Origin of the sequence: Thioclava electrotropha (assembly GCF_002085925.2) — a bacterium.
Classification (GTDB): Bacteria; Pseudomonadota; Alphaproteobacteria; order Rhodobacterales; family Rhodobacteraceae; genus Thioclava; species Thioclava electrotropha.
In genome coordinates, this window is the sequence record NZ_CP053562.1 from 3,718,155 (window position 1) to 3,730,315 (window position 12,161).

Genomic DNA, 12,161 nt, shown 5'->3' on the forward strand with positions numbered 1-12,161 from the left:
CTTCGATATAACCGACTGGAGAACCGAACACTCCATTTCTTTGAGACGCCGAAAAAGAGAGAGTGTTCGGTTATTTATTCACTAATACCCACTCTGTTCCTTATTACGCAGGTAGAGCATCGTGCTCGCCTTCGCCGTGTCGCCCCCCGTGGTGTCAACCAGACGCACAGCCTTCCCAAATCGTGGCTCGAGCCACCATTCGAATGGCTCGCTCAATCGCCACGCATCGACGTGCGCGGGCAGGTAGCGACGAATTCGCGGGCCAAGATCCGCGTGATGCGGCAACCTCCACTTCGGGTCTCTTTCGTTGCCAGCCCGGCGGATCGTGTGTTCCTCGACGCCCGCCATCTCCGCTAGCTGCTTCACCGAAAGAAGTGGCCGCTGGAGCTGTGGAAGTTCTGCAGATGGGATCTGATGGAGTCGCCATACACGGCGGAGCAGGTCGACGAAATTCACACGCCCGCCTGGCATCATCTCGCAAGAGATCTCTCCCACTACTTTCGTGGCGGTCTTGCGTGTAACGCTCAGGTGCTCGGCGATCCCTGATATCGTCATAGGGTGATAGCTCGCATATGTGATAGCAGTTTTTCTCATGCCATCATTTTTTCACGTCACACCCCCAAACGGGAACGCCCAAAGACGGCCAAAAGCCACGAAACAGCAAAAGACTTGTGGATTACGAGGCATTCTCCGAACTCGAACAAGAAGGCTCAAAGCGAATCAGGAGGAAATTGCGTAATTTTAGCCGATATCGACCTTTCTATTGTGCAAAAGCATATATTTTTTCGCACAGGAAATTGTTATTACGGATACGATTTCTTTTTCGATTTTTAGACGAAAGAAACCGGCGAGTAGGCAGGAAAAAGCAATTACCTTGGAACGGATTCTCAACCTGGCGATCGGATGTAACTGACTCATCGCTGTATTTGACTGCAGCGCTGGTCGGCGTGGAGACCGTCGTGCTCCTCAAGCCAATAGGATCAAAGCCAGTGGCCGTGCGGTGCGCAAGATGGGCGTGCGGTCATCCTCCGCGCCCGAGACGAGCATACGCGCGACCTCCCGGCAGCCCCCTACCAGTTCTCGGGGCTCGCGTTCGATTTCGACCGTTCCCGGCTGCATCCGGGACAGTCGTAGGGTTGCCGCGAAAGTCTTCCCCTCCATCGTTGCTCTCGCCGCGACAGCAATATTCCGGATATTGGATCCTGAGCCTAAGCGGAAAGTCCATCGATAGAGTCGATGCGACCATGCAGCTTCACCAGATCTGCTTGGCGCGCCAGGACCTGACGACGTCCAGTATGCCCGAGATAAAGGGCGAGACTGACAATGACGATCACGCCGCCGACCAGCCTGGACGGCGTTGGCTGAATGCCGGTTCCGGCCCAGATCCAGATTGGGCCGAGAACGGTTTCGAGAAGCATCAGCAGGCTCACGTTCGATGGGTGCGTGTAGCGAGATGAAAGCGAGAGCGAGAAGAACGACACGGGGAGCACCAGCCCGCCTGCGAGGGCAGTTGCCCAAACGTGCCCCTCAGTCATGCGCCCGGTCCCGTCAATGCAAGACCTGCAAGCCCCGCCAGTGTGGCCCCACCACCTACCAGGAGAAGGATCGGCAATTGCGCATTGGCTCGGATGGTGAGGAAACTGATCGCCAAACACATCGCGACCCCCAGACCTATTGCTGCACCAAGCAGTGGACTACCGGTGGTCTGCCCGGGATCCGTCCCGAAAACTGCAATGCCAATTCAGGACAGCACGACTGCGGTCGTGACCCAGGTCATCCAATGTGCCCGTTCGCCCAGAAACATCCAGGACAACAGCGCAGCAAAGATCGGCACGGTTGCAACGCTGAATAAAAAATCCGAGACCGGCGCAACCGCGATGCCAAATGCGAAAAGCGAAGCGTTGCAAGATTGACAAAGCAGGACGAGCACACCGGCCCAGCAGATAGTGACACGCAAATCATTGCGAAGTTGCCGTCGCCGGAAAATCAGCCAAGCCAGCAACATCGCAGAGCCCATCAGGAACCCGCGCCAAGCCATCATCTGGCTGCCGCTCATCTCCGACCACCGCATGAGCAGAGTGTCAGGTGAGATCACCAGCGCCCCAAAGAGGGCGAGGAAGACACCGAACCTGGGGTTGCTTGCCATTTTCCATTCCTGAAGCGAGGAGGCACCCAAGCCTTACCGGTCCACTGGTAGCATTCCAAGCTTTGTCGAAGCATCGTTAGGTCTCAAAAGGAACAGAGCAGCATCTCGTCGCTTCCGACCCTTACCTGCCGTCCGCTTCGCGTCCGAGCGCTGCGGTGCAGCGTCTCGAGAGCGGCCATTGGTTCATCGCTCAGCATTTTTGGAGGATGACGGTCTGCTGTGCGGACGAAGCCGACGGTCGCGCCCTCTTCGTCTGGTTGTTGCCCGAGATGCATTATCGGCGCGACCGTTCAGCCGGGAAGCCCGTCGATCCTTTCGATGGCGATCAGGTCGTTGTCCCAGGTCGCGCGACTGGAACAGCAGATATGCGCGTTGGGTCGTATATCGATCCGGCTGTCCAGCGACCCTGCTGGCACGACAAGCAAACCAATCTCCGGTTGGGAAACAGGCAGCGCGGCCCCGCAGTCGGAGCAAAAGCCCTTAACATGGCGTGAACCGGCGAGCCGGAACGTCTTGATGTTTTCCTCACCTGACATCCATTTAATTTTGGCCGTGGACGAAAACAGGTTTGCCGAATGGGCCGAACCGCTGTCCTTGCGGCAGCGGGCGCAGTGGCACAGGAAAAAGCTCTCGAACTCTCCCGATATGCGGAATTTCACAGCGCCGCACAGGCATTGTCCTATGGCCGGATTGTCGTCCATTCACACTCCTCTCGAGAGACAAGCCCCTGCCGCCAGTCGAATGCATTTTCATTTCCTCCTTGTATCCGCGTGTTGGATCACGGTCAAAAGGGGCTCGAAGCGGGCTTGCGGCGTCGCGGCACGGCTGGGCGCTCTCAGTGAGCAAAGATCGTCGCTCTCGGCCCTGAGTTGGACATTGAAGTTGGCGGGTCTGCGCAAATGCTGCTTGATCGAACCCGCCATTTTCGCATCGTGCAGCCGTCGCTCACGGCTTGTAGACGAATGATGCTTCGCCAAGAGATGGTGCTCACTTTAATCGTTGCGGTGGTTGGTCTCGTCGCGATCACGTTCATATCTTTTCATGTCCGGAAATTCCGGCAGCCAGGCTTCGCGACGAACGACCCAATTCTCATAGGTTGGTTTCAATTGGTCGGGCGCATCGAGGCAACCGAGATGCAGTTCGACCTCATCGCCACTTCGCGCGAAAACGGACGATCCGCAGCGTGGACAAAAATTCCTCCCGGCATAGTCACGCGTGTCGCCGTCGATCTTCACCGCGTCTTCAGGGAAAACGGCGGCCGCGTAGAATAGGGCGCCATGATGTTTGCGACAGTCGAGGCAGTGACATATGCCGACCCGATAGGGGCGACCCGAAGCCACAATTCGAACATCGCCGCACATGCAACCGCCCGTGAAACGCTTCATGATCGTGTTTCCCCTCGATCAAACCTGTGAAAATTCAGCCGCGCGCTGCGGCATCGCCGGTCTTGCCCGCAACATGAACGGCCAGTTTGCCAAGCGTTTGAGCGCCAAATTCGACAGCCCCAAAGCCGATAACCACTGCGCGGCGTGCTGGCGTCGGATGCATCTGGCGCAGGGTGACAACCGTCTTTCCATTATCCTGCTTGTCGAAAGTGACCAGAAGCCGGAACCGGTCAGGATCATCATCGACATCGCGACCGTGATCGGCCTCGATCAGGCTTGGTGCCTCGACCCGCAGAAAATCCATACGGTTCGAGAACGGCGTGCCGTCCGGGGCAATCATGTCGAACCGCCATACACCGCCTGCCCGGATGTCGGCTTCATGCGACTCGATCTGGAAGCCGTCAGGCCCAAACCATTGCACGATTTGCGCTGGATCGGTCCATGCTGCGAAGGCGGTTTCTCGGTCAGCGTCGACGACACGCGAGATGACAATTTCTTTTTCCAAAGGCCACTCAGCCCATGCAGAGACGATATCGGCGGCTCCATCAGTCATCGGATTTCTCCTCCTTCATTTTCTCGAGGTGACTCTCAAAGCGATCCAGGCGGCTCTCCCACTGCTTGCGGTGGGAGGCCATCCAATCTTCCGCAGCTTTCAAAGCCATCGGGTTCAACGTGCAGACACGGCTTCGCCCCTGTCGTTGCGACACGATAAGGCCAGCGTCTTCCAGAACACCGAGATGCTGTGTGAAGGACGGCAGCGCCATGTCGAATGGCTGGGCCAATTGTGAGACGGTGGCCGACCTTTCGCTAAGTTTCTGAACTACTGCCCGCCGCGTCGGATCGGACAATGCGATGAAGACCCGTTCTATGGGGCGTTCTGAGTTAGGCATGCGCCTAAGCATGTGGCTGCAATAAGGTTAGGTCAATACCTAACCTTGAGAAGCCTGCAGGGGCATAGCCGATTTCGGTGCGACGCACAGCAACGGGAATGCTCAGCTCAGTGCGGCTTTGCGGGTCCACAGAGATCAGAAGTTCAGGCAGGGAAGAAAACGTTGGCCTTCGGCCCATTGCGGCCCTTGATCCCAAGGCGCACCGCTGCGGCGCAGCGTCACCGAACCGGTCCTCCGTCCCTTGCGCAGCAAACCGGTTCCGGCAGAGGTCCACATTGCGGACAAAGCCGCCGCGTCTTGGCTTTGGTCTTGTCCAGATGCCGCGTTACCATGCCGAGGCGGCTCTGACCGCCCGCGAGTTCGTCGAGGTTCTGACCGACTTTCCGCCGTCACTCTCGCCGGTCTCCGTCCTTTATCCTGGCAACCGGCAGCTCTCTCCCGCCTGTGGGTGTTTCGAGATTTGTTGGTGGCAGTGTTCTGAAGGCGCAGGGCTCAGGCGGAGCGGCACCGCTGTCAGGGCGGCAGACCGGACCCGCACATGGCCGCGAAGATCGTCTGCAGGTGCGCGCGCATGGCATCCGCGGCGGCGCCGGCCGCGCCCCGTTGAATGCACGCGACCAACTCTTCATGCTGTAGGCTGTGACGTTCGGTGAATTCGGCGACACCGAGTTTTCGGTAAGTGACTTCCCATTCGCGCTGCCAGGCCGCATGGCGGCGCGCGCCCGCGAGATAGTCGAGAAGGCCAAGCAGGATGGGATTGCCTGTTACCTCTGCGATACCACGGTGAAAGGCGGCATCGAGCCGTTCGCAGTCGGCCCGGGTTGCGGCACGGCGGCCCCGGTTGACCAGATCGGAAAGATAGGTGATCTCGGCAGGGGTCGCGAGCGCAGCGGCCTCGGCGGCGACGGAGGGCTCGAGGGTCAGGCGCGCCTGCATCAGCTGAAGCGGTGAAGCGCCTTGCACTAGAATGGTCTCGCGCACAGGGTGGCCCCGCGGGCGGGGGCCAAGGAACGTGCCTTGTCCGACATGCCGCCAGAGATCGCCAGCGAGCTCCAGCTCGGCCAAGGCATTGCGCAGCGTCTCACGGCTGCACCCCAACCGACGCGCCAGATCCCGCTCCGGCGGCAGCTGTCCGCCCGGCGCGATGGCGGCCGCCGCGCAATAGTCGCGCAGCGCTTCCACAACCTTTCGAGTTCGCTTCGTGGTCATTCGCACCCCCATACAGACCAATTTGCAGACCAATCCGGCATCATGCAACAGCGGCGCGGTTTGAAGGAGAACGAACATGCTGACAGGTATAATACTCGTGCTGGCCGGCTTGGGCGCCGGTGCGCTCAATGCAATCGCGGGTGGTGGCACCTTTCTGACGTTTCCGGCACTCGTCTGGGCCGGTGTTCCGCCCATCATGGCGAATGCGACCGCGACCTTTGCAGCCCTTCCGGGCTATGTGGGCAGCGCCTGGGCCTATCGCACGGATATCGAGCGCGGCGGGAAGCCTCCTCTCGCCCATCTTTTCGGCACGGCGATCGTCGGGGGGCTCGCTGGCGCTAGTCTGCTGCTGGTCACGCCGGAAGAGCTGTTCTCGGGCGTGGTGCCCTGGCTCTTGTTGATGGCGACCTTGGCCTTTGCCACCGGACCGTCCTTCGTTCGGTATCTCGCGAAGTCCGGGCGCGAGACGCCCAGCCCCACCGCACTTGCTCTTGTGTTCGTGGTCTCGGTCTATGGCGGCTATTTCAACGGTGGCCTCGGCATCATGCTGCTCGCGGCTTTCGGCGTCATCGGCATGACCGACCTGCACCGGATGAATGGGTTGAAGAACTTGATGTCCGTGATCCTATCGGTGGTCTCGGTCGCGACATATGCCATTGCGGGCCTGATCGACTGGGGCAACTTGCTGATCGTCGGCCTGTCCTGCGCCATGGGCGGATACATCGGCGCGGTTCTGGCGCGGCGGGTTCGGAACACGGCCGTGCTGCGTCTGTTCATTATCGCAATCGGCTTGATCATGACCGTTGCCTTCTTCATGCGCCCCGCAGGTTGATCTTTCGTCAAACCGGTGAAACTTTCGGCGATAGCTGATGTTGAGGCGTCGCGTTGCACATTTTGAAATCACTTGGCCCGGCTGTGGCCCGCGTTCCAACCAAGGAGGCGCTGCGCGCGGGGCTTGGCGCGCTGATCGGATTGGCGCTAACCGGATTGTTCCTGTTGTCGCCGACCGTCGATCTGGACCTCGGTCTTTATCTCGTCGCGCCCTTTGGGGCGTCCTCGGTTCTGCTCTTCGCCGTTCCGAACAGCCCCTTGGCGCAGCCCTGGTCGGCGATCGTGGGCAATACCGTCGCGGCCTTTGTCGGCGTTGCGGTTTGCCTTTTTGTGACGGACCCCGCCTTGCGCATCGCGCTCGCCGTCGGGCTTGCCATCACCGCAACCATCCTGTGCCGCGCAGTCCATCCGCCCGCTGGTGCCGTCGCCATGACCGCGGCCATGTCCCCGGACGCCATCGCGCATCTGGGGTTTTGGTTCGCCCTGACGCCAATTGCGTTGGGAACCATCGCACTGGTTCTGCTGGCAACCCTCTATGCGCGGCTGACGGGACGCCACTATCCGTTCCGGCAATTCGAAGATCCCAATATTCATGGAACCGCAGATCGCAATCCGATCGAGCGACTTGGGCTTTCGGAAGAGGAGCTGACGGGGATTCTCGAACGCTATCGTCAGTCGTTCAACCTCGGCGTCGAAGACCTGGCCCGACTGATCGGGGCCGCCGAACTGCAGGCGGCGGCGCATTCGTCGGGCCCGTTAACTGCGCAGGACATCATGTCGCGCAATCTCGTCACCGTCACGTCGAACGCCCCATTGGGCGAAATCGCGGATCTGTTCCGGCAGCATCACTTCACATCGCTTCCGGTTGTTGGCGCGGATCAAACCTTTCTGGGCGTGATCTTCCAGATGCATCTCATCAGCCAAGCCCGCGACGATGCCCTGCGCCTTGATCGCGGCTTTCGGGCAGCGTTCCGCAGGTTGTTGGATCGGAACCGGGAAAGACCGATGACCGCCGCTGATATCATGAGTGTCGCCAGCCCCGCGCCACCGGCGACACCCCGATCGGGGCCTTGCTGCCGATGATGGCCGAGGGAGATACAGATGCCGTTCCGGTCCTTGAATACGGCAAGATCGTCGGCATAGTCACCCGCACTGACCTCGTGGCGGCGCTGTCCCGGAGCGCGGCGCGCGCCGGGAGCGTCTGACCGGGGTGCCTGGGATCTGGATGCGGCTCAGAACACGTCTCTCACGGTCTGAATCCCTTTCTCGGTCACGATGAGATCGAGCGGGATGTCATGAGGTTGCGGGAAGATGGTCTGAAGGCGCGCCTCTGAAAACCCGATACCGACGACAAAGGGTTTCGGTTCCAGCGCGGCTAGAGTTCGGTCGAAATAGCCCATGCCATATCCGAAGCGATAGCCTTCTGTGGTCCAGCCGAGGAGCGGCGCAATTGCGATATCGGACGTGACGATCCGAGCGTCCGGAGGCGGGACGGGAATGTTCCGGTCGCCGCGCACCATGCGGGTTTCGGGCGTCCAGCGGCGAAAGGTGAGCGGGGCCGCCTTGGTTTCGACCAGTAGCAGGGCGACGGTTATACTGGCCTTGTGACGTTCGGCCATCAGTTGGCGAAGGTCGGGTTCACTCTTGATCGTCCAGTAGGCGGAAAAGACCTTGCCCGGTGCCTCGCCGAAGCGGTCTTTCCACACCTGTCGCCGATGCCCGGCCAGCGCCTCGCCGATCTCCTTGCGCTCTGCAACCCACAGAACCAGACGCGCAGTGCGCAGGGGGGGCGCGGTCGGCCTTTCGCCAACGGGCCACGTCGCGGGCCTGTTCGGGATCGACGGCCAGCGGATCGAAATAGCCCGGGGCGACCTCGGAGGCAGGTCAATGCCGCCTTTGGTCCGACTAATTAGACGGCCACGCACCCTTTTTGGGCGGCCATGCTAGTCGCCGTTCGATAGGCCTTGAGGTCTGTCGCGTCGATCATCACGGTTTTATCTCCGCCGTGTTCCGACGCCAGCGCGGACATCATACGCGCGAAGATGCCCTTTTCGCTCCAACGCTTCCATCGGCTGTAGAGCGTTTTGTGAAGGCCATTAGCAGCAGGAGCATCGCACCAGCGCAAGCCATTGCGGTTGACGAAGATAATCCCGCTCAGCACCCGCTTGTCGCCAATGCCCTCAAGTAAATACTCGATGGCAACCTAACGGTGGTGGTCAACGACAGCCCACTTAGCAAAGGCACCGATGAGGAGTTCGAAAATCTCATCGAAAGGTTCTCAGTATGATAGGCCAGCTGGCCCCCGCGCGCAGGTGAGCGCAGAGGCGTATTGATTCCCGACTGTTTTTGTTCTAAATTGATCACATAACCTTTCATCGAGAGTTGGGTTGAAAAGGCCGTTGGGTGTGTCGCAGCCTCAATGGCCTTTACTTTTGCACAGCGCCGAACGAGGGCAGCGCGCGCTCGAAAACAGGCCGCCGCACTGCGTTTAGAAATGCTGGCGGTGCCCTCGTTGCAGGACCACCGCCATGTGCCGTCATATCGTCGTTCAGTTGGCTGGTGCGCCGCCTCTGCGCATCTTCGCCTCGATAACCCGTTTCGTCATTAGGAGCGCGCGCGAAGCCAGGAAAGACCGAGACACAAATGCTGTCGATATGAAGACGTTGCTTCGCGTAGCAGACATTGGTGTAAAGCGCAGAAAAAGACCGCATTCCGCCCGAAAAACCTGACTCGTCGGTTTCGGCCTTTTGTGGACATTCGCGCGACAGCCATTGCTGCCGCGCAATGGCTCCGAACCAGCATTTGGCGACGACGTGCAGCATTGTCCGGCAGGCGAAGGCCCACAGCGGCCAGTTCAGCCGGCCAGTTTATTGCCAGTAAGCCCGCCGGATTTAGCTGATCGGGCGTAAAGCGGCGGGAATGGGTCAGGTCTGATTGTGGTTATTGGGAGCCGTCCAGCTGCCTGCTAACTTTCCTTGTCGGGGGAGGTGGCTCATTCATCTGCGATTAACGGCAAGAACGCCAACTCGTCTAGACGTGCTAAGGCTCTAAAGACACCGTCCTTTTTCGCGCTATCCGTTCCGGCGCTATCAAACAGGTTGAGAAGAACGTCATACACTGGTTCAAAATTGTCGAACCCGTCCGGTAGCGCCTGAATGGCTCTGGCTATCGCGCGATCGTCCTCCTCTTCAAAAAGGCCCGTAAAATCCCCGTCGATCATCTTTGCGAGGATTGGCACAGCTTGCCCTCCAGCAGCGCTGAGCGCGCTTCGTTGGCCCCTCAATCGCTCTACGGCGTTGGCTTTGCTATTCGCGTAGACGGCTACGGTTCCATTCAATGCTTCAATCGCTTGAGCCTTCGTCACCCTCGCCTGGTTCAAGAAGCAAATCATCGGCAACCATTGGCGCTGAACTTGGGCGGATACGTTTGCATAGAGGCGTGACGAGGCAGCGACACAGTTCCTATCTGCACTATCTCGTCAAATGGGTGCCATCCGACAGAAGGATCTCGTCCATCGGCACATCCCAAGGCATCGGGTAGATGGTCGGCAAGACGCAGCCCGAAAAACCTATGCCGACGATCCGCGGTTTGTTCTCAAAACGAGCGAGCGTCCGGTCGTAATAGCCACCCCCGTTTCCGAGGCGGTGAAGCGTCGTGTCGACACCGACAAGGGGGACGATCACGAGGTCGGGCGTGCGGAGTTCGCCTGCGGTCGGCACGGGGATGTTCCAAGCGCCGCGCACCATCCGGCACGCCGGGGACCACGTATGGAATTCGAGCGGCGCATCTCGCTCGATGACGACGGGCAACAGAACTTCGGACCCGGCTTCGTGAGCCTTGCGCATCCAGAGACGCAGGTCCGGTTCGCCCCGGATTGGCCAGTAGGTGGCCACTGTCGTGGCGGCGTCGAAGGGGACGATCCTCTCGAGACCATCAATCAGACGGGCGGTCGCCCGCTCTCGGTCTTCTGCCGACAAGGCCCGCGCGGCCACAAGCCGAGCGCGCTCCGCCCGCCTGAACCGCGCCACATCGCGTGCTGTCTCGGGATCGACCAGGTGCCCGTCGACCAGAAGATGAGCAAAGCAGGCGGGGGCTCCTCCGGTAGCATCGTCATCCATAGTTATGCCATCCGCTTACGTTTCTGAGGCGGAAAGATCGTATCGTATCCCCAAGTGAAAACGAAGGCGTAGACGAGGTAGAAGCCTGCAAAGGACAGTTCCATCACGAGAATGGTCAGCAGGGAAGCGTCGAGCCACCATGCGAAAACCGGCAGAAGCAGGGTAAGCAGCGTCACCTCGAAAAGCACCGCGTGAGAGATCCGAATTGGCATCGTCTTACGGACATCGCCACGACGCCAGAGCAGGAGATGATCGAAGGCCAGGTTGAAAAGATAGTTCCAGGCAGTGGCCGCTGTTGCGCCTAGCACGACCAGCACGCCCATTTCCTCCATCGGATGATCGAAAGCCCAGGCGAAAAGCGGCGTCACGATGAGGAGGCCGATGATTTCAAAGCTCACGGCTTGGCGGATACGGTCTGGGGTGCTGCGCATGGAAAATGTTCAATCGTGGGTCAGGCGATCCTGCGTGCAGAGCTTGTGATTGGGCGAGGTCATCCCCGGGAAGCCTTATGGTGGGACCCGTGCGTCCGCTTTTCAAGCATGGGCGCACGTCGCGCGGTCACGATGTCCAACCTCTCGGTGCGGCCCTCGCCGATCTTGTGCATCTCAAGTGCAGGCCAGCGGAGGACAGCCTCGAGGAAGCTGGCGAGCGCCTCTTCACCTTCAGCAGGCTCGACCCGTCGCAATGGAAATCGGCCAAGACCGCAAACTCCATCAAACGCCTGAACGAGGAATTCCGCCGCCGGATCAAGACCTAGACCATGCTGCCCTGTGCCGAGACCGTGCCGATGCTGCTTTGGGGGCTACTGGCCTCTTCTTTCGCTATTTCTGTAGACACTTGATCAGCGCTGCTATGGTCAAAACCACCAACACCAGAATAAGAAGGCCGAAAAGCCAACCGATCACCATTTCGAAACTCATTCCATTTTCCATGTCACTCTGGTCCACTGTTTCGTTGTCATGATCTTCGGTCGACGCACGCGGCTATTCGCGACTAACCATCGGCGGGCCGAGCTAATCCACTGCGAACTCCACCGCGAATGAGTGCGGAGACGAGAGCATCCCGATGCCGCGCCCGTCGTTGTCTTCCATCACGCTGGGATCTCTCGAACGGCTGTTTGCTGATGCGGTCAGCACAGCGGACGATGTGCGCGGTGCCTCGAGTGGGAGTCGGCCTCACAGTTCGAGCGTGCGTCGAATGGCACCCGCTCCCCACAGCAGCAGGCCGGTGGTCAGCGCGCTGATCCCAACGCTGTGCGCCCATGGCCCCGCAATGCCCGTGTCGCTGAAGGTGAAGAGGATGATACCGGCCAACGAAAGCCCAAGCCCAGCCATGAGCCGACACTCTCCCGGGGTCGGGCACGGCCTCCGCCCGTCATTGCTCTCCTCCTTCGGCGCGGCGGGATTGCTCCCCGTCACGCTGTTCGCTCCGTTCAAATCGCTGTTTCTCATGACTTTACGAGCCTTCTTTCGAGATACTTTTCCAGCGCAACGTCAGTCGCATAGATCTATAACGCGAGTCGGGCGGGCGCCGAATTCTGCCCAATGCGCGGCTTTGAGGGTTGCCAACCGGTCCGGAGCGT

The 12,161-nt window shown here is 59.8% G+C and carries 15 protein-coding genes and 3 pseudogenes; 3 read left to right on the forward strand and 15 right to left on the reverse strand.

Features of this window, described 5'->3' with window-relative positions; translation table 11 throughout:
* Positions 1-81: 81 nt before the first annotated feature.
* From AKL02_RS17660 to AKL02_RS17690, 8 genes are all read right to left on the reverse strand, one after another.
* The gene (locus AKL02_RS17660) at positions 82-594 is read right to left on the reverse strand and encodes a hypothetical protein (RefSeq protein WP_133051968.1); all 513 of its coding nucleotides are present in this window, start codon (positions 592-594) and stop codon (positions 82-84) included.
* 614 nt (positions 595-1,208) lie between these two features.
* On the reverse strand, positions 1,209-1,535 hold the full coding sequence (locus AKL02_RS21150) for a hypothetical protein (protein ID WP_232621659.1): 327 nt from the start codon (positions 1,533-1,535) through the stop codon (positions 1,209-1,211).
* A 206-nt stretch (positions 1,536-1,741) separates the two neighbouring features.
* Complete coding sequence (locus AKL02_RS21155; protein WP_232621660.1) at positions 1,742-2,146, reverse strand: EamA family transporter; 405 nt, start codon at positions 2,144-2,146, stop codon at positions 1,742-1,744.
* A gap of 290 nt (positions 2,147-2,436) precedes the next feature.
* Complete coding sequence (locus AKL02_RS17670; RefSeq protein ID WP_083078297.1) at positions 2,437-2,847, reverse strand: GFA family protein; 411 nt, start codon at positions 2,845-2,847, stop codon at positions 2,437-2,439.
* A 291-nt stretch (positions 2,848-3,138) separates the two neighbouring features.
* Positions 3,139-3,531 carry a GFA family protein gene (locus tag AKL02_RS17675; RefSeq protein ID WP_078572431.1) on the reverse strand — a complete coding sequence of 131 codons (393 nt, stop codon included), beginning with the start codon at positions 3,529-3,531 and terminating at the stop codon, positions 3,139-3,141.
* Between the two features lie 34 nt (positions 3,532-3,565).
* Entirely contained in the window at positions 3,566-4,084 is a 519-nt protein-coding gene (locus tag AKL02_RS17680; RefSeq protein ID WP_078549158.1) for an SRPBCC family protein, read from the reverse strand.
* Complete coding sequence (locus tag AKL02_RS17685) at positions 4,077-4,379, reverse strand: ArsR/SmtB family transcription factor (RefSeq protein ID WP_232621661.1); 303 nt, start codon at positions 4,377-4,379, stop codon at positions 4,077-4,079. The genes AKL02_RS17680 and AKL02_RS17685 overlap by 8 nt, the downstream gene beginning before the upstream one ends.
* A 555-nt stretch (positions 4,380-4,934) precedes the next feature.
* Positions 4,935-5,630, reverse strand: a complete 696-nt coding sequence (locus AKL02_RS17690) for a FadR/GntR family transcriptional regulator (RefSeq protein WP_108722394.1) — start codon at positions 5,628-5,630, stop codon at positions 4,935-4,937.
* Positions 5,631-5,706: 76 nt separating this feature from the next.
* On the opposite strand from AKL02_RS17690, the gene AKL02_RS17695 reads away from it, so the two are divergent.
* Together AKL02_RS17695 and AKL02_RS17700 are read left to right on the forward strand one after the other, a co-directional pair.
* Positions 5,707-6,462, forward strand: coding sequence for a sulfite exporter TauE/SafE family protein (locus AKL02_RS17695; protein ID WP_078523505.1), 756 nt, complete (start codon positions 5,707-5,709; stop codon positions 6,460-6,462).
* A gap of 53 nt (positions 6,463-6,515) precedes the next feature.
* Positions 6,516-7,666, forward strand: a pseudogene (locus tag AKL02_RS17700) (HPP family protein).
* A gap of 27 nt (positions 7,667-7,693) precedes the next feature.
* On the opposite strand, the gene AKL02_RS17705 reads toward AKL02_RS17700, so the two are convergent.
* The 6 genes and pseudogenes from AKL02_RS17705 to AKL02_RS17730 form a co-directional block, all read right to left on the reverse strand.
* The gene (locus AKL02_RS17705) at positions 7,694-8,167 is read right to left on the reverse strand and encodes a 5-formyltetrahydrofolate cyclo-ligase (protein WP_232621795.1); all 474 of its coding nucleotides are present in this window, start codon (positions 8,165-8,167) and stop codon (positions 7,694-7,696) included.
* 177 nt (positions 8,168-8,344) lie between these two features.
* A pseudogene (locus AKL02_RS17710) lies at positions 8,345-8,637 on the reverse strand (transposase); the annotation flags it as partial.
* A gap of 250 nt (positions 8,638-8,887) precedes the next feature.
* Positions 8,888-9,283: a hypothetical protein gene (locus AKL02_RS17715; protein ID WP_133051967.1), complete on the reverse strand. Its 396-nt coding sequence runs from the start codon at positions 9,281-9,283 to the stop codon at positions 8,888-8,890.
* A gap of 170 nt (positions 9,284-9,453) precedes the next feature.
* Positions 9,454-9,840 carry a hypothetical protein gene (locus AKL02_RS17720; RefSeq protein ID WP_165756992.1) on the reverse strand — a complete coding sequence of 129 codons (387 nt, stop codon included), beginning with the start codon at positions 9,838-9,840 and terminating at the stop codon, positions 9,454-9,456.
* 91 nt (positions 9,841-9,931) lie between these two features.
* Complete coding sequence (locus tag AKL02_RS17725) at positions 9,932-10,579, reverse strand: 5-formyltetrahydrofolate cyclo-ligase (protein ID WP_083078294.1); 648 nt, start codon at positions 10,577-10,579, stop codon at positions 9,932-9,934.
* 2 nt (positions 10,580-10,581) lie between these two features.
* Complete coding sequence (locus AKL02_RS17730) at positions 10,582-11,010, reverse strand: PACE efflux transporter (RefSeq protein WP_083078293.1); 429 nt, start codon at positions 11,008-11,010, stop codon at positions 10,582-10,584.
* 173 nt (positions 11,011-11,183) lie between these two features.
* On the opposite strand from AKL02_RS17730, the pseudogene AKL02_RS17735 reads away from it, so the two are divergent.
* Positions 11,184-11,333 (forward strand): annotated as a pseudogene (locus AKL02_RS17735) (transposase); the annotation flags it as partial.
* 421 nt (positions 11,334-11,754) lie between these two features.
* Here AKL02_RS17735 and AKL02_RS17740 read toward each other — a convergent pair.
* Positions 11,755-11,913, reverse strand: coding sequence for a hypothetical protein (locus AKL02_RS17740; protein ID WP_165756991.1), 159 nt, complete (start codon positions 11,911-11,913; stop codon positions 11,755-11,757).
* Between the last annotated feature and the right edge of the window lie 248 nt (positions 11,914-12,161).